The sequence below is a fragment of the Janthinobacterium sp. BJB301 genome, from assembly GCF_002735685.1.
In the GTDB taxonomy this organism is placed as follows: Bacteria; Pseudomonadota; Gammaproteobacteria; order Burkholderiales; family Burkholderiaceae_D; genus Janthinobacterium; species Janthinobacterium lividum.
This window is the reverse complement of record NZ_PDZJ01000003.1, coordinates 524,476-539,710: the sequence shown is the minus strand read 5'-3', so window position 1 is coordinate 539,710 and position 15,235 is coordinate 524,476. Positions and strand designations below refer to the sequence as shown.

Annotated in this window: 15 protein-coding genes; 10 read left to right on the top strand and 5 right to left on the bottom strand. The window is 61.2% G+C overall.

The annotated features are described in order from the left end of the window. Entirely contained in the window at nucleotides 1-1,344 is a 1,344-nt protein-coding gene (locus CSQ91_RS21740) for a PepSY-associated TM helix domain-containing protein (RefSeq protein ID WP_099389637.1), read from the top strand. Here the strand turns inward: CSQ91_RS21740 and CSQ91_RS21735 are convergent. Together CSQ91_RS21735 and CSQ91_RS21730 are read right to left on the bottom strand one after the other, a co-directional pair. After that, the gene (locus CSQ91_RS21735; protein WP_099389578.1) at nucleotides 1,316-2,713 is read right to left on the bottom strand and encodes a hypothetical protein; all 1,398 of its coding nucleotides are present in this window, start codon (nucleotides 2,711-2,713) and stop codon (nucleotides 1,316-1,318) included. The two genes, CSQ91_RS21740 and CSQ91_RS21735, sit on opposite strands and share 29 nt — an antisense overlap. Continuing rightward, nucleotides 2,710-3,138 (bottom strand): hypothetical protein, encoded by a 429-nt coding sequence (locus CSQ91_RS21730; protein ID WP_099389577.1) that lies wholly within the window; start codon nucleotides 3,136-3,138, stop codon nucleotides 2,710-2,712. Before CSQ91_RS21730 ends, CSQ91_RS21735 begins: the two co-directional genes overlap by 4 nt. A gap of 153 nt (nucleotides 3,139-3,291) precedes the next feature. Here CSQ91_RS21730 and CSQ91_RS21725 point away from each other — a divergent pair, with 153 nt between their 5' ends. Both CSQ91_RS21725 and CSQ91_RS21720 read left to right on the top strand, forming a co-directional pair. Continuing rightward, entirely contained in the window at nucleotides 3,292-4,431 is a 1,140-nt protein-coding gene (locus CSQ91_RS21725; RefSeq protein ID WP_099389576.1) for a YncE family protein, read from the top strand. A 74-nt stretch (nucleotides 4,432-4,505) separates the two neighbouring features. Further along, nucleotides 4,506-4,889, top strand: a complete 384-nt coding sequence (locus CSQ91_RS21720) for a hypothetical protein (protein WP_070281055.1) — start codon at nucleotides 4,506-4,508, stop codon at nucleotides 4,887-4,889. A gap of 6 nt (nucleotides 4,890-4,895) precedes the next feature. Here the strand turns inward: CSQ91_RS21720 and CSQ91_RS21715 are convergent, their stop codons facing one another. Beyond that, on the bottom strand, nucleotides 4,896-5,810 hold the full coding sequence (locus tag CSQ91_RS21715; RefSeq protein ID WP_070260212.1) for a LysR family transcriptional regulator: 915 nt from the start codon (nucleotides 5,808-5,810) through the stop codon (nucleotides 4,896-4,898). Nucleotides 5,811-5,912: 102 nt separating this feature from the next. On the opposite strand from CSQ91_RS21715, the gene CSQ91_RS21710 reads away from it, so the two are divergent. The 4 genes from CSQ91_RS21710 (at nucleotide 5,913) to CSQ91_RS21695 (ending at nucleotide 9,682) form a co-directional block, all read left to right on the top strand. Next, the gene (locus CSQ91_RS21710; protein ID WP_099389575.1) at nucleotides 5,913-7,022 is read left to right on the top strand and encodes a muconate/chloromuconate family cycloisomerase; all 1,110 of its coding nucleotides are present in this window, start codon (nucleotides 5,913-5,915) and stop codon (nucleotides 7,020-7,022) included. Nucleotides 7,023-7,041: 19 nt separating this feature from the next. Then, nucleotides 7,042-7,332 (top strand): muconolactone Delta-isomerase, encoded by a 291-nt coding sequence (catC, locus tag CSQ91_RS21705; protein ID WP_034782430.1) that lies wholly within the window; start codon nucleotides 7,042-7,044, stop codon nucleotides 7,330-7,332. 11 nt (nucleotides 7,333-7,343) lie between these two features. Continuing rightward, complete coding sequence (gene pcaD, locus CSQ91_RS21700; protein ID WP_257217435.1) at nucleotides 7,344-8,147, top strand: 3-oxoadipate enol-lactonase; 804 nt, start codon at nucleotides 7,344-7,346, stop codon at nucleotides 8,145-8,147. Nucleotides 8,148-8,278: 131 nt separating this feature from the next. Continuing rightward, a complete protein-coding gene (locus tag CSQ91_RS21695) occupies nucleotides 8,279-9,682 on the top strand; it encodes a sodium:solute symporter family protein (RefSeq protein ID WP_034782432.1) in 1,404 nt (467 codons plus the stop codon). A gap of 13 nt (nucleotides 9,683-9,695) precedes the next feature. Here the strand turns inward: CSQ91_RS21695 and CSQ91_RS21690 are convergent, their stop codons facing one another. Beyond that, nucleotides 9,696-11,090 (bottom strand): GntP family permease, encoded by a 1,395-nt coding sequence (locus CSQ91_RS21690; RefSeq protein ID WP_099389573.1) that lies wholly within the window; start codon nucleotides 11,088-11,090, stop codon nucleotides 9,696-9,698. An 842-nt stretch (nucleotides 11,091-11,932) separates the two neighbouring features. Then, nucleotides 11,933-12,112, bottom strand: a complete 180-nt coding sequence (locus CSQ91_RS21685; protein ID WP_099389572.1) for a hypothetical protein — start codon at nucleotides 12,110-12,112, stop codon at nucleotides 11,933-11,935. A 559-nt stretch (nucleotides 12,113-12,671) separates the two neighbouring features. Here CSQ91_RS21685 and CSQ91_RS21675 point away from each other — a divergent pair. From CSQ91_RS21675 to CSQ91_RS21660, 3 genes are all read left to right on the top strand, one after another. Beyond that, nucleotides 12,672-13,367, top strand: a complete 696-nt coding sequence (locus tag CSQ91_RS21675) for a hypothetical protein (RefSeq protein ID WP_099389570.1) — start codon at nucleotides 12,672-12,674, stop codon at nucleotides 13,365-13,367. Between the two features lie 494 nt (nucleotides 13,368-13,861). Further along, nucleotides 13,862-14,662 carry a hypothetical protein gene (locus tag CSQ91_RS21665; RefSeq protein ID WP_257217433.1) on the top strand — a complete coding sequence of 267 codons (801 nt, stop codon included), beginning with the start codon at nucleotides 13,862-13,864 and terminating at the stop codon, nucleotides 14,660-14,662. Next, nucleotides 14,652-15,215 (top strand): DUF1788 domain-containing protein, encoded by a 564-nt coding sequence (locus tag CSQ91_RS21660; protein ID WP_099389567.1) that lies wholly within the window; start codon nucleotides 14,652-14,654, stop codon nucleotides 15,213-15,215. Before CSQ91_RS21665 ends, CSQ91_RS21660 begins: the two co-directional genes overlap by 11 nt. Nucleotides 15,216-15,235 lie beyond the last annotated feature (20 nt).

The window sequence follows — 15,235 nt, the reverse complement described above, 5'->3', positions numbered from 1 at the left end:
ATGGACGATTTCACCTTTCTCATCGCGCGGCGCAAAAGCCTGTACTGGCGCATCCATTTCTGGGCCGCGCTGATCGCCTCGCCGTTTGCCCTGCTAGCTACCCTGACGGGCATTTTGTACGTGTTCACGCCGCAGATCGAGGCAAGGCTGTACCAGCACCTGGACCATGTGGCGCCGCAGGGCTCGATGCTGCCGCTGGACGCCGCCGTGGCGGCTGCGGAGCGGGCTGCGCCTCGAGGCTGGGCGGTGCAGCACGTGGTGCCGCCGTTTCAACAGGACGATGCGGTGCAGGTGGCGTTCGCGCCGCCCGGCGGCGCGCAGGATGAACATGCGGGCCATGGCGGACATGCCGCGCCGCTCACGCCCGCCAGGCCGAAGTTCGGCCTGCCCGCGCAAGCCATCGTCGTGTATGTGAATCCCTATGACGCGCGCGTGCTGGGCAGCCTGGCCAGCAGCGAGCGCTTCGGCAACTGGGCGAAAAAGCTGCATTCGCGCCTGCTGCAGAACGATGGCTGGCGCTGGATGATCGAGCTGGCGGCCAGCTGGCTGATGGTGATGCTGGTGACGGGCGTGGTGCTGTGGTGGCCGCGCGGCGCGCAATCGGGCTTGCCGAAGCGGGGCGCGCGGGGCCGCAATGGCTGGCGCCAGTGGCATGCTTTCCTGGGCGTGGCGCTCGGCATCGTTAGCGTCGTGATCCTGACGACGGGCCTGACGTGGAGCCAGCAGGCGGGCGGGCGCATCCGCGCGTTGCGCGACATCAGCGGCCAGGCGCCGCCGCCCGTGCCACGTGATTTGCACTCGCGCGAGGAGGGCGCTCCGCTCGACTGGCAGGATGCGTGGCAGGTAGCGCGCAGCCACGCGCCCGCCATCGCCGTGCAGCTGACGGCGCCGGCCAGCCAGGACGATGTGTGGCGCGCCACCATGGCTGACCGCAGCCAGCCCACCTTGCGCTTCGACCTGCAATTCGATGCCTATAGCGGCAAGCCCCTGTATTACGCGGGGTGGGAGGCGCAGACGGCGTTCGGCAAGGCCACCGCCATCGGCATTCCGTTCCACCGCGGCGAATTCGGCTGGTGGAACCAGGCCGTGCTGCTGCTGTTCGGCGCCAGCGTGCTGTTCTCGCTGGTGTCGGGCTGGGTGATGTTTTTCAAACGGCGCTTGCCTGGCTCGCTGGGTTTACCCAGGCTGCTGCCGGGCGCCTGGACGTCGCCTTCCGCGCTGGCCTGGCTGGCGGCAGCCGTCATGTGCGCGCTGATGCCGCTGCTGCTCGTTTCCGGCGGCATGCTGTTGCTGCTGGAGCTGTTCCTGGCACGGGCTAGCCGCCGACGATGGGCTGCGCGATGATCCAGAGACTGAGCAAAGTGTAGGCGATCATCAGGGCCAGCATCGGATACTGGCTGCGCAGGGCCGCGCGGCGACTGGCGTACAGGCGCAGCGCGCAGACATGGGCCAACCAGACGGCCGCCACGTGGCCTGCGACGATGGCGAACAGGGATACGTACCACACCACCTTGGCGTCGATGATGCCAAGGCGGATGAAGTACAGCTTCGTGCCGAACAGGTCCCAGTCCAGGCCCAGCGGGTCCGACGCCAGCGGAATCAGGTACTGGCCCGCCATCGCCAGGAAAGACAGGTAGTGGGCGAAATGGTAGGCGATGGCGATCGGCACCAGGGTCAGCACGAAGTGGCCGGCCACGCGCAGCAAGGGTATGGCCGGCTGGCCATCGCTGGCGCCGCAGCGGGCGATCAGCGCGCAAAACAGCAGGAACACCAGCAGGAACAGGGCCGGCATCAGCAGCAGGGCGGCCGTGGTGATCCATGCCAGCGCACCTGGCGCCACTGCGAGGACGGCGTCGACGATGTCGTACCACGCTTGCGTTTCCATCATGCCGTCGAAGCTGACGGAGGCCAGCATGAGGATCACCAGCACCAGGCAGGCAGGGCGCACGGGTTCCACTGCCAGCAGGCCCGCCGCATACGGGCGCACGTAGCAGGCGCCGTCGCGGAATGTCACGGGCGCGAAGCGCGCCAGCAGACCGAAGACGACGTTGAAAACTTCCGCATGGCGCAGCCAGGCGGCGCGGCCGAACAGCGCCATGCCTGCCCACGTGCAGGCGGAATACAGCAGCATGGTCCAGGCCAAGCTGGCCGGCTGCTCGCTGCCTTCCCAGTTCAGCTCCATCCAGATAAAGCCGAAGAACAGGGCCGCCGCCGGCCAGCTGTCGAGCCAGCGCGGCCACGCCAGCGGTGCGCGCCAGCGGGGGAACAGATGCTGTGCCGCGCGCGCCACGCTGTCGAGCGGATTGACCAGCGCCCACAAGTCGCCCAGCAGCGCCGACACGTAGGCCATGCCGACCCACCAGATGGCCCACACCATGGCGGGCGCGATATTTTTCACGGGGTTTTGCACGCCCACCAGTCCCGCCACGATCACCAGGATATACAACGCCAGCACCAGCAGGCGCAGTGCGAAAGCGATGGCGCGCGCGCCAGGAACCTGCCGCAGGACGAGGCGCGCATAGTCGCCCTGGCAGGTCGCTGTGCCATCCCGGCGCCACAGTGCCAGGAAGGCAAACGACAGCGCCACCGTCAGTCCCGCGCCCAGCAAATATAGCCAGAGCGGCAAGGGCAGGTCGTAGCGCTGGCCAAAGCCGTGCGCATGGGCGATGCCTGGCGCGGCCAGCAGGACGAAAGCGATGGAGCGCCGCATCATCGCGGCAGCACTTCCAGGTACATCAGGGGCGCCTCGCGGTGATGCGTGTGCTGCTTGCCCTTGCCCTCCGTTTGCGCGCCATAGCCGTGCGCGGAAACAGGGAAGCGTCCCGGCACCGTGGCGTCGATGCGCATGGCTTTTGTCTCGCCCGGCTTGACCTCCAGCAGCTGATCGTAGCCATGCAAGTGGATACTGACTATTTCGTCGGTACTCCAATCCACGGTGATCCGGGTGTCCTGCCGGACCCGTATCGTCGGTGGCTTCGCGGCGATTTTGCGCTGCGCGATGGCCAGCGCCACATGCTGTTCCTGTTGCTGCGGTTTTGCCGCAGAGCCGCTCTGCGACTGGCTTTGCGCCGATATGCACAGCAGGAAAATGGCCAGGCCCAGGCTGGCAAGCGTAGGGTGGAATGAGTATTTTTTCATGCTTAAATTTTAGGAAAGATTTCCAGCATTGGCCATCTGAAAAAAAACGCCAGTTTGAAAAAGTGCGGCCGTAGAATGATCGGCGCGGATCCGACGACACTTGGAAAAGGCGGGGGAGATGATGAAAAAAGCGATGTTTGCACTGGCCGTGACATGCATGGGGTGTTGCCTGCGTCGGCCGAAATCCTGGCCATGGTCAATTACGAGAGCAAGGCGCCCGAGTCATTGAAATCGCTGAAAAGCCCTGTCGCGCCGCCGTCGCGCAAGGAGGGCATCGCCATCATCGATGTCGATCCCGAGTCGAAAAACTTCGGCAAGATCGTGCGCGACATCGCCCTGCCGCCGGACCTGGTGGCGCACCATATCTTCTACAACCACGACATGAGCAAGGCTTACATCACGGCGCTGGGCAAGACGCAGCTGCGCGTGATGAACATGCGCCACAAGGACTTTCCCATCAAGGTGATCGAGGTGCCGACTTGCCAGGTGGGCGAGGACATCGTCTTTTCGGATGACCACAAGCGCTGGTATCTGAGCTGCATGGGATCGCAGGCCATGCTGGAAGGCGACGCCGTGCACGACAAGCCGGGACGCACCGTCAGGCTGCCGGCGCCATATCCGCATGGCCTGGCCGTCCACGATGGCATCGACCGCACCCTGCTGACGAGCACCATCCGCCCCACGGACCTGGGCGACGCGGGTGAAGTGATCAGCGTGCTGGAAACGAGCACGGGCAAGGTGCTGGGCACGCACAAGCTGTCGAAAAAGCCGTCGCCGTCTGGCGAAGCGCCGGTGGAAGTGCTGTTCGTCCCGGGCAGCAAACCGCCTGTCGCCTACGTCGCCAATATGTACGGCGGCACCGTGTGGACCGCCACGTGGAATCCGGCAACCAGGGATTTCGACACGGCCCAGGTGCATGACTTTGCCGAACAAAAGGCGGGCGTGCCGCTGGAGCTGTATTTCAACAAGGGCGCGACGCGGCTGTACCTGACGACGGCCAAGCCGGGCCACCTGCATATCTTCGACCTGACGGGCGGCATCGGCAAGCCCCGGCTATTGAAATCGATCCCTGCCGCCGAAGGCGCGCACCACGTGGCGTTCACCAGGGATGGCCGCTATGCCTTCGTGCAGAACGCGCTGCTCAACCTGCCGGGCATGAGCGATGGCAGCATCACCGTCATCGATATGAAAAAGGAAGTGGTGGCGGGTAGTGTCGATACCCTGAAAAACAAGGGGCTCAATCCGAACAGCATCGTGCTGCTGCCGAAGTGGAATGACTTCATGGGGCATTGAAAGATGCATTCCGCTAGAATGAAAGGGCGCGGCCAGGCTCGTTGCCACAGGCCGCACCTTTGCAATGGCTGAACATGATATTCCTCGACTTTCCCGCCTTGTCCGCGCTGGCCACCGCTTCGGCCACGATTACCAAAAAATGCAGCTGCTGCGCCGTCCCGCTGGACGCCTGGCAGCGCCTGCCTACCTCGCTGGAGCTGGACCGCTTTGAAGAAATCGGCACCCTGCGCGAAGATCCGTACGAGGAACCGACGTTTGCCGAATACCACCCGCACGGCACGCGCTACGACAGCATCGATGCGCCCATCGCCCCGCGCTACTATCCCGCGAACCTGAGCCAGGTGGCCCGCTGCCTGAACTGCGGCCGTTACTACCTGCGCTACAACGAGGCGGGCGGCTACTTCACGGAACTGCGCATCCGCGCGCTGCGCCCGGAATTGCTGGCCGACGCGGCGTAGTCACTGCTACAGGCTTTCCTTGACGTGCGCGATGCCGTGTTCATCGTAGATCGAGTACACGGCGGCGAGGATGTTTTCCAGTTCAGGCGAGCGGTCCATATGCCGCATGCTGAATAAAATCGGCGAGAACGCATGCTTGTCGTCCAGCTTGCGGTACACGACGTTCCGGTGATGCATGGCTTGCACGCTTTCCGGCACGATGGAAATGCCCTGGCCGGCCGCCACCAGTCCCATGGAAATCTGCAGCTCGCGCACTTCCGTGACGGGGCCGGGGGTGACATTGCCTTCGCTGAACATGGCCAGCACCTGGTCGGCAAAGCTGGGGCGGGGCGCTTTCGGATACACGAGCAGGGTTTCGTGGATCAGGTCCGTGAGGCGTAATCCGCCTTCCCCCCTGGCCAGCCGGTGGCCGGGCGGCAGGGCCACCACCAGCCGCTCCTCGCGCAGCAGGATGCGGCGGATGCTGGGGTCTTCGCTTTTCAGACGCCCGAAACCCACGTCGATGCGGCCTTCCTTCAGGGCCTTGAGCTGCTGCACCGTCGTCATTTCATGCAGGGTCACGTCGACCTCGGGATGGCGCTCGCAAAAGCGGTGCACGATGTCTGGCAATTCCCCATACAGGGTAGAGGCGACAAAGCCGATCGACAGGGTGCGTTCCAGTTTGCCGACACGCTGCGTCATCGCCTGCAGGTCGCGCACCTGGTCGAGCAGGGGCCGCGCATGGGCGAGGAAAAACTCGCCCGCTTCCGTCAGGCGCAGGGGACGCGAACCCTTTTCGATCAGCGCCACGCCCAGGATTTCTTCCAGCTGCTGCATCTGCCGGCTCAGCGGCGGCTGCGCGATGTGCAAGCGCGCGGCGGCCCGCGTGAAGTTTCTTTCCTCCGCGACCGCAACGAAGTAGCGCAAGTGCCGTAATTCCATCTTCATACCTTTCAGGTATAGGTTTGATACCAACTCGGTGTTGGACGTGGGGAGATTCGGGGAATATCGTGTCACCACTCCACAGAATTATACGGAATAAATATGATTCAAAATATCGAGACCTACCTGGTCGATGTGCCAACCATTCGTCCGCACCGGATGTCCGTCGCCACCATGAATACGCAAACCCTGGTGCTGGTGCGGCTGCGCTGCGCTGACGGCATCACGGGCTGGGGCGAAGCGACCACCATCGGCGGCTTGAGCTACGGCGGCGAAAGCCCGGAAAGCATCAAGACGAATATCGATACCTATATCGCGCCGCTGCTCGTCGGCATGGAAGCGAGCGAAGTGGCCAAGGCCATGGCCAGGGTGCGCAAGGTCATACAGGGCAACCGCTTCGCCAAGTGCGCGATCGAGACGGCGCTGCTCGATGCGCAGGCGCGCCGCCTGAACGTGCCGCTGTCGGAATTGCTGGGCGGCCGCGTGCGCGATGCGCTGCCTGTGGCCTGGGTGCTGGCCAGCGGCGACACCGCGCGCGACATCGCCGAAGGGGAAAAAATGCTGGACTTGCGCCGGCACCGCATCTTCAAGCTGAAGATCGGCATGCGCGACGTGATGGATGACGTGGCCCACGTGCTGGAGATCAAGCGGGCGCTGGGCGAACGGGCCAGCGTGCGCGTCGATGTCAACCAGGCCTGGAGCGAGACGGACGCCGTGCGCGGCATCGCCGCGCTGGAAGCGGGCGGCATCGACCTGATCGAGCAGCCGGTGAAAGCCGGCAACCGCGCCGCGCTGGCGCGCCTGACGCGGCGCTTCGACGTGGCCATCATGGCCGACGAAGCCTTGCACGGTCCCGCCGATGCGCTGGCGCTGGCCCAGGCCGATGCGGCCGACGTGTATGCGGTGAAAATCACCCAGTCGGGCGGCTTGCTGCCCGCGCTGGAAGTGGCCACCGTGGCGCGCCTGGCCGGCGTGGGACTGTACGGCGGCACCATGCTCGAAGGCGGCGTCGGCACCGCCGCCACGGCCCACGTGTGCTCCACGTTCGCGGAACTGGCCTGGGGCACGGAGCTGTTCGGGCCACTGCTGCTGACGCAGGAAGTCTTGCGCGAGCCGCTCGTGTACCGCGACTTCATGCTGCAGGTACCGACGGGGCCGGGCCTGGGCATCGAGATCGATATGGACAAGCTGCGCTCCCTGCAGCGTCAATAAGTCAGTCAAAGGAAAAACCATGTTATTCCATGTACGCATGAACGTAAACCTGCCATTGAGCATGCCCGCCGAGCAGGCGGCGCAGCTCAAGCAGACGGAAAAGGCACTGGCGCAGCGCCTGCAGCACGAAGGCAAGTGGCGCCACCTGTGGCGCATCGCCGGCCAGTACGCCAACATCAGCGTCTTCGACGTGGACAGCGTGGAGGAGCTGCACAACTTGCTCACCTCCTTGCCGCTGTTTCCCTACATGCAGATCGACGTGATGCCGCTGTGCCGCCATCCCTCGTCGGTGCGCGACGACGATTCCTGAGGAGGCATGCGATGACGGATACAGGCAACGACACTGCCGGGAAAATGTGCGAGGTGGACGGTATCGGCCTGCATTACCGCACGGATGGCGAGCGCAGCAAGCCTTGCCTGGTCCTGTCGAATTCTCTCGGCACGGACTTGTCCATGTGGGATGCGCAAGCGGCCGCGCTGGCCGGCGATTTTTTTGTCGTGCGCTACGACACGCGCGGCCATGGCCGGTCGGCCAGCGGCAGCGCGCCGTTCGGCATCGGGCGGCTGGGACTGGACGTGGTGGCACTGCTCGATCACCTCGATATCCCCAGCGCCGCCTTCTGCGGCATTTCCATGGGCGGCTTGACGGGCCAGTGGCTGGGCATTCATCAGCCGCAGCGCCTGACGAAGCTCGTACTGGCAAATACGGCGGCGCGCATCGGCGGTGCCGCGCCGTGGCAGCTGCGGGCGGAGCAAGTGCGCCGCGACGGCATGGCCGCGGTGGCCGAGGGCGCCGCCGCGCGCTGGTTCACGCCGCCGTTCATCGCGCGCGAAGTGGCCACGGTGGCGCGCCTGGCCGGCACCTTGCGCGATCAGGATGCCGGCGGCTACGCGGCCTGCTGCGACATGCTGGCCCAGGCGGACTTGCACGCCTGCGTCGGCACGATCGCCGTGCCGACCCTGATCATCGCGGGCGAGCACGATCCCGTGACCACCGTCGACGACGGGCGCTGGCTGCAGCAGCAGATTGCTGGCGCCCGCCTGGCAAGCCTGCCCGCTTCGCATATCTCGAACATCGAGGCGGCGGACTTGTTCACGGCGCAGTTGCGCACTTTTTTAGTGTGAGGCTTGCTGTACCGTATCGGTACGGCAGGAATGTGGTTTTCCTCTGAGTACCGCCGCCGGCTGGTCCGGCGTGCGGCAGGGGAAGCTTTCTTGAAAAATAATAATAAGAAAAGCAGACTTGGAGTAGACGGATGGAAAACAGATTGATCATTATCGCGGCAGTCACGGTGGGCTATTTCGCCCTCATGTCGTACATTACGTATAGCGTGCGCAAGCATGCCAACAGCGCCGAGGGCATGACGGCGGGCGGGCGCAACTATCCCGCCTACCTGATCGGCGCGCTCTTGTTGTCGGAATTTATTGGCAGCTCCGTCAGCATCGGCACGGCCCAGAAGGGTTATGAACTGGGTATTTCCGCCGCCTGGAATCTGGTGGCGCTGTCGCTGGGCTTCTTGCTGCTGGCCATCGTGCTGGTGAAAAAATACAAGGAAAGCGGGCAGTCGACGATTTCCGGCATCCTGGCGCAAACCTACGGCGAACCCGTGCGCTATGCGGCGTCCATCCTCACCATCGTTGCGCTGAGCATCGTTGCCGTGGCCCTGTACGCGAGTGGCGGCGCCGTGCTGGCAGCCGTGTTGCATATCAACAAGACCGTGGCCATCTTGCTGGTGGGCGCCATTACCGTGATCTATGTCAGCCTGGGCGGCATGCGCTCGGTGGTGTACACCAATTTTGCCCACTCCATCGTCAAGTACCTGGGCGTGATTCTGGCGCTGGCGTATGCGCTGGAAGCAACAGGCGGCATCGGCGCGCTGCAGGCGCAGCTGCCGGCCAAGATGTTCAACTGGGTCGAGATCGGCTGGGGCCAGATCATCGCCTGGATGATCGGCGGCATCGGTTCCATCTTCGCCACGCAATACGTGATCCAGGCCCTGGTCAGCACGGACAATCCGGCCGTGGCCAAGCGCGCCTGTTACTACGTATCGTCGCTGATGATCCCGTTCGGCCTGATGGCGGCCCTGATCGGCATGTGCAGTGCCGTGCTGTATCCGGGCATGAAGTCGATCGACGCCTTCCCGACCCTGATCGCCCACATGCCGGCGTTTTCCGCCAGTATCATGATCGTCGGCCTGGCCGGCGCCCTGTTCGGCGGCATTTCCGCCACCACCCTGGCATCGGCCACCCTGGCCATGAAGGATTTTTATGATCCCTGGTACAACAAGGCGAAGAACGACGCGAAATCGCTGATGTTCCTGCGCATCGCCATCGTCGTGGCCGGCTTGCTGCCGCTGGTGCTGGCGCTGTATGCGGAAAAACTGCTGATGATCGCCTTCCTGGGCAAGGCCCTGCGCGCCACCCTGGCCGTGCTGGTGCTGATGGCCTTCTATGCGCCGAAGTTCGGCACGCCGCGCGGCGCCTTCGTTGGCGTGATCGTCTCCGTGATCGCCACCATCGGCTGGTTCCTGGCGGGCAATCCGTACGGTGTCGACAGTTCCTACCTGGCGCTGGCCGGCCCGCTGCTGACCATGGGCATCAGCCATCTGTTCAAGCCGGCGCAAGCGTTGGCGAAGCCGGCATCGTCGTCGCGGCTGTAGCTTGCCCCAACCCTCACACCAGTCCCGTCATGTAATAGATGGCAATGACGAGGAACACGGCCACCGTCTTGATGACGGTGATGCCGAAAATGTCGCGGTAGGACTGGCGGTGCGTGAGGCCCGTGACGGCCAGCAGGGTGATCACGGCGCCATTGTGCGGCAAGGTATCCATGCCGCCGCTGGCCATGGCCACCACGCGGTGCATGACTTCGAGCGGAATGTGCGCCTGCTGCGCGGCCTGGATAAAACTGTCCGACATGGCCGCCAGCGCGATGCTCATGCCGCCCGAAGCCGATCCCGTAATGCCGGCCAGGGTCGTCACGGAGACCGCTGCGTTGACGAGCGGATCGGGCACGCTGCGCAAGGTGTTGCTGACGGCAAGGAAGCCGGGCAGGGCCGCGATGACGCCGCCAAAGCCATATTCGGATGCCGTATTCATGGCCGCCAGCAGGGCGCCGCCCACGGCCGCCTTGGTGCCTTCGGCAAAGGCGGCGCGGATACGCCCGAAGGCCGTCACGCACACGAGCAAGATGCCCAGCAATAAGGCGCCTTCCACGGCCCAGATACCGGTCACGGACGCTATCGACGTCGACACGGGTGCATGCAAGCCGGGCAGGGCCTCGGCGGTGAGTACGTAACTGTCGCCATACCAGTGGGGAATCAGCTTGGTCAGCGCAAAGTTGGCCACGCCCACCAGCACCAAAGGCGCCACCGACAGCAGCGGATGGGGCAAGTCGCCACCGCCGGTCTTGGCCTGTTCCGCTTCCACGCCATAACCTTCGCCCGTCGCCATGACGGACCGGCGGCGCCATTCCAGGAAGGCCAGTCCCATGATCACCGTCAGCACGGCGCCGATGGTGCCCAGCCATGGCGCGGCCCAGCCGGTCGTATTGAAAAAGGTGGTGGGGATGATGTTCTGGATTTGCGGCGTGCCGGGCAAGGTATCCATGGTGAAGGAAAATGCGCCCAGGGCGATGGCGCCCGGCATCAGCCGCTTGGGGATATTGCTCTGGCGGTACAGCTCGGCCGCGAACGGGTACACGGCAAATACCACCACGAACAGCGACACGCCGCCGTACGTCAGGGCCGCACACACGGCAACGATGACGGCATTCGCGCGCGAACTGCCGATATAGCGGATGGCGGCCACGACGATCGACTGTGAAAAGCCGGACAGCTCGATCAGCTTGCCGAACACGGCGCCGAGCAAAAAGACGGGGAAATACAGCTTGATAAAGCCCACCATCTTTTCCATGAAGATACCGCTGAAGACAGCCGGCACGGCGGACGGATCGGTGAGCAGCACGGCACCCAGCGCGGCGACCGGCGCAAACAGGATCACGCTGTAGCCACGGTAGGCGGCCAGCATCAGGAAGGCCAGTGCGGCCAGAACTATCAGGAAAGACATCGGTCAGGCCCTTGCGCGAGAAGTGATCAAGATATTAATAATGCAGTTAATATCATACTTCTCGGCAACCTGCCAACGCGCAGGTCAAGGTGACAGCAGTTCACGTCAGCCTAGTGAGGAAAAAGCTGGTCGGGGTGAGAGGATTCGAACCTCCGGCCTCTGCGTCCCGAACGCGCCTCTAGTGTCCATAGACCCGCTCCGATTGCGGGAACATCCATTATAAATCAAATACTTGCGGTTGGCTGCGCTCAGCTGCGTGCAGCTGCGCTTAGTGGCAAATTCGGGGCTTCTGCCACTAATTTGCCACCCCTTACCCGGTCCTTAGAATTCAGAACATGTTCTTTTTGCCAATCCAGGTATGAGCAATAAAATTTGATAGATACACATGGGACCTCAACTTTTGGAGTTCCCGCTATGCAACCGACTTCTGCGTTCAAGCCTTTGACCAAAGCTGACATCGGTGATGTGCTCGCGGTCTCGCTACGAACCGTCGAAAATTGGGTATCTGATGGCACGTTGCCGCCGCCCGCGAAAATCGGAAACCGTGTGTTTTGGGACCCAGATTTGTTCTATGGTTGGCTCAAGCTCGCTCTGACGACAGGCAATCCTACCGACAAACTTTCAACAGAGGGTGAATCTGAGACGGTAGCATCTAGGAAAGCTCCCTCGCGCGGCGGTGCCAAGAGCAATCGGTCCGAACTAGACGCGCTGCGTGTGCGTACGCAATCCAAATTAGACTTCCTGGTGGCAGGAGCATAGTGATTTGCGATATTGCTTATACAGGCGGCGTGTCCGGCATCGCGCTTGCCTGCACATTTGTATGCAAATCGGACGGGCCGCAATCACCTCGTGAAGACAGCCGGTTGGGGCAGAAGGCCAACTTTGATGGCAGTACCCATAAACTGCGCCGCTTGGGCTTGCAGCTCTGGAGACAGGTGCCGACGCAGGTTGAGAGCGCCGTACTGGTCGCGTTGCAGCGTGTTCAGTGTGTTGAGTGCCGAAATATCAATAGCTTTGTTCATGACCTGATTCCAAAATGAGTGGCTGGAACCTAGTGCAGCTACTGGATTTATATGCGTCAGGAAAATTTCGAGGTAGGGTTGTGGCGAGCGAGGTGCGCCGATGGTGGCCGCTTCGCGCTTGAATTAGGAAAATCGGCTGGGGAAGCTGTGGGCGATGCAGCCCAAGCGATGTGTGAATTCGCTCTGCATCTCCAAACGTACATCGAGTACGAATATAGGGAATTTTCGATGGAGTAGATACCGGCGAATCGTTGAACAAAATTTCTTCACCGGGAGTGCGGCCCTAGCCGACCTTCAAATTGACCGGCCTCCACATCCGACCCAAGTGTTCCGCTCAGATGCAGAAAACAAGGGAATTGTTAGGCTGGTCACACACGGGACAGCAAATTTTGATGACATTCCTACGGCGCTATGAATGTCCAACAAAACTGACAGAATGTTATCCAATAAGTGCCGAAATGGAACTTTGTTGATAGTATGTAACCTCACGCTGGCGAGCGATACTCAATCGGTTCTTACCGCGGGTTCGTGCGTCCTTTAGTTCATCACTAGGAAACACATGCAAGATTCGATTTTGACTTTACTCATTGCATTTCCCACTATCACTGCTATTGGCTTCTATTTGCACAAGCGTAGGACCAATCAGTACGACAGTCGCTTCGAGATGCAACTCAGCAAAATCAATGCGGCTGAGCGCCAGGCGCATGTAAACGAAATGGAGTATCTCGCCGAACGTAACAGAAGCGAGATTGCGCACGCCGCAGCGATTTCTCAAGCCCGCCAGAGCGGTTTCGATGAAGGGAAAAATAGAGGCCTCGCTGAGAGCGAACTTAAAGTTGCAGTAGCGATGGCGAAACAAAGTGCCGAGTTCGCGATTCAGCTTCAGGCAGAAAAAATTCGGGCTGCTACTGAAGCTCGCGAGATGCAACGGGCGGAACATGAGCTCCAGGCGAAGCTCTTCAGTGTCAAGATTAGTCCCTACGTCCAACTGGTTACGAACAAGGGCATCGTTTACGACGATTTTGAGAGTCGGGTTGGGTACCAGTACCAATTGCTTATAAATGGTATCCCGGCGTTTCAACCGCATGTCGTGGTCGAACGGTATGAGAAAGTTAAGGAATTCGACGAAACTGTTAAGGCGGCCCTGTGCACTGTCGCACAAGCGTGTGCTGAAGCTGCTCTCTCCACGTATATGGGCGCGAATCCCCAATTTGCGAAAATTGCACCAATCGTCTTGGACAAAGTGGCGAAGTAAGAGGTTCTCGTAAGCGCCGCACCTGACTAACGACTTGACTCTACTGGCGCTCAAACGCCCACCCATCGTGACTATCGGTGGCATTTTGCTTATGGGAAATATGCTATTGTTGCCAACTAGATGCTAAAGTATTAATTGCAATTTCAACCGGGTTTTGCCGCGCGCCAAGCTTATTGCCGCGCGAAGGGGCGTATAAATTTCCCAACTTCACTGGACGGAAAAGGGGGGGCAGCGTTATGCTAGCAGACCGCTAGCATAACGCTGGCGCTTCGCAATTTCGGAGAGATGATGGCCCAGCTGAAAACACAAGTAGTCAGTGTCCGTGTGGAACCGCAGATTAAGAACGCTCTTCAGGCTGCAGCTGACAAAGAGCGTAGGAGTCTTGCGAACATGATAGAGGTCATGGTCGTAGCCTACTGTCGAGCACAGGTCTACCCACTGGAAGGAGTACCCGAAGAGACATTGGTCAACACCAAGCTGCAGGGAAGCATTGCGTGACTGAACGGCTCTACCCACTTCTGACCAGACTTGGTTTTCGCTACGGGCTTAATGGACCTCATGCTGCCCGTACCATGATGCTGGATGACCTGCGTGTGCTGTTCGCTCACACTCAACTGAAAGCATCACGTGCTGACTACGTTATCGCCATCATAGAAAATAATGTTTTGGGCAAGCCCACACGCAAGGCACGCGAGTTGGCACTGCGGCACATGACGACGTTGTACGACCTGGACCCAGTCAACCCGATTTTCCGTGCTCTACGCCATTTTTGGGCCTTGGATGAGGCTGCGCAGCCAATGCTGGCCCTTTCTGTCGCACTCGCACGCGACCCACTCTTGCGCAGCACGCAGGAATTCGTCTTGGGTCTGTCTCCAGGAACTCCAGTAACGCGAGACGCCGTCGAAGCGTTTCTAGGCTCAACCTACCCGGACCGTTTCAGTTCTGCTTCTCTCAAATCCTTCTCGCAGAACGTCTCCGGCACATGGACGGCTGCAGGCCTCCTGCTGGGTCACGTCCGGAAGTCGCGTGCACTGCCCCAGGCGCGTCCCGAATCTGCGGCGATGCTACTTTTTCTGGGTTTTCTGGAAGGTCGTACCGGTCAGAGGTTGTTTACCTCCGAATGGGCGAACTTGCTGTGTGTTTCGGCCGAAGAACTCGAGTCACTTATCAGTTCCGCATCCCATCGCGGGTTATTGGTCTTCATGAATGCAGGCGGAGTGAAAGAGGTTCGTTTCCCTGGATACGTTACCCCTGAAGAAGAACAAATTCGCCAAGAGGTCGCTTATGTCGTCTAAAGTATCAAAGCTAGTTTCGGCCTATCGGCAGCACTTAGATGTTCCGTGGCACGGAGGACTTGCTGCCATTCAGCGCGTCATCTTTGCCGTTTACGACAAGGCCGATGAGCTGCGCCTGCGAGCCAATGTCGAGGAGTTTGAATTGGCTACTCATCAGGCTGGCAAACAGTGGCTATTGCTCGACTTAACCAACGCATTTCCAGAATGGATGGCCAGTCAAGAGTACCGCGAAGCCTACTTTGAATCCCCTGAGGACTTAGCGGGCTACCAGGCTGGCGAATTGACCGAGTTTGTCGCCGACCTTACAACGAAGCTGAAAGCGCGCATCGGTGCCGAGGCAGGGCCGGATACGGTTGTCGCTCTGCTAGGGGCTGGCGCGCTTTTTGGTTTGGCGCGGGTCTCATCTGTGGTGGAAGGCATCAAAGATTCAGTGCAAGGCCGTTTGCTGGTGTTCTTCCCAGGCGAGCACCATCCGGAAAACCACACCTATCGACTGCTGGATGCACGTGACGGATGGAATTATTTGGCCGTCCCTCTGCTTGCGCAAGATTAATTATTCGTACCGTAAAAACA

What these genes read in the sequence shown, in the direction of transcription:
- CSQ91_RS21740 (WP_099389637.1), top strand. Translation starts at nt 1, where the DNA reads ATGGACGATTTCACCTTTCTCATCGCGCGGCGCAAAAGCCTGTACTGG.
- CSQ91_RS21735 (WP_099389578.1), bottom strand. Translation starts at nt 2,713, where the DNA reads ATGATGCGGCGCTCCATCGCTTTCGTCCTGCTGGCCGCGCCAGGCATC.
- CSQ91_RS21730 (WP_099389577.1), bottom strand. Translation starts at nt 3,138, where the DNA reads ATGAAAAAATACTCATTCCACCCTACGCTTGCCAGCCTGGGCCTGGCC.
- CSQ91_RS21725 (WP_099389576.1), top strand. Translation starts at nt 3,292, where the DNA reads ATGCATGGGGTGTTGCCTGCGTCGGCCGAAATCCTGGCCATGGTCAAT.
- CSQ91_RS21720 (WP_070281055.1), top strand. Translation starts at nt 4,506, where the DNA reads ATGATATTCCTCGACTTTCCCGCCTTGTCCGCGCTGGCCACCGCTTCG.
- CSQ91_RS21715 (WP_070260212.1), bottom strand. Translation starts at nt 5,810, where the DNA reads ATGGAATTACGGCACTTGCGCTACTTCGTTGCGGTCGCGGAGGAAAGA.
- CSQ91_RS21710 (WP_099389575.1), top strand. Translation starts at nt 5,913, where the DNA reads ATGATTCAAAATATCGAGACCTACCTGGTCGATGTGCCAACCATTCGT.
- catC (WP_034782430.1), top strand. Translation starts at nt 7,042, where the DNA reads ATGTTATTCCATGTACGCATGAACGTAAACCTGCCATTGAGCATGCCC.
- pcaD (WP_257217435.1), top strand. Translation starts at nt 7,344, where the DNA reads ATGACGGATACAGGCAACGACACTGCCGGGAAAATGTGCGAGGTGGAC.
- CSQ91_RS21695 (WP_034782432.1), top strand. Translation starts at nt 8,279, where the DNA reads ATGGAAAACAGATTGATCATTATCGCGGCAGTCACGGTGGGCTATTTC.
- CSQ91_RS21690 (WP_099389573.1), bottom strand. Translation starts at nt 11,090, where the DNA reads ATGTCTTTCCTGATAGTTCTGGCCGCACTGGCCTTCCTGATGCTGGCC.
- CSQ91_RS21685 (WP_099389572.1), bottom strand. Translation starts at nt 12,112, where the DNA reads ATGAACAAAGCTATTGATATTTCGGCACTCAACACACTGAACACGCTG.
- CSQ91_RS21675 (WP_099389570.1), top strand. Translation starts at nt 12,672, where the DNA reads ATGCAAGATTCGATTTTGACTTTACTCATTGCATTTCCCACTATCACT.
- CSQ91_RS21660 (WP_099389567.1), top strand. Translation starts at nt 14,652, where the DNA reads ATGTCGTCTAAAGTATCAAAGCTAGTTTCGGCCTATCGGCAGCACTTA.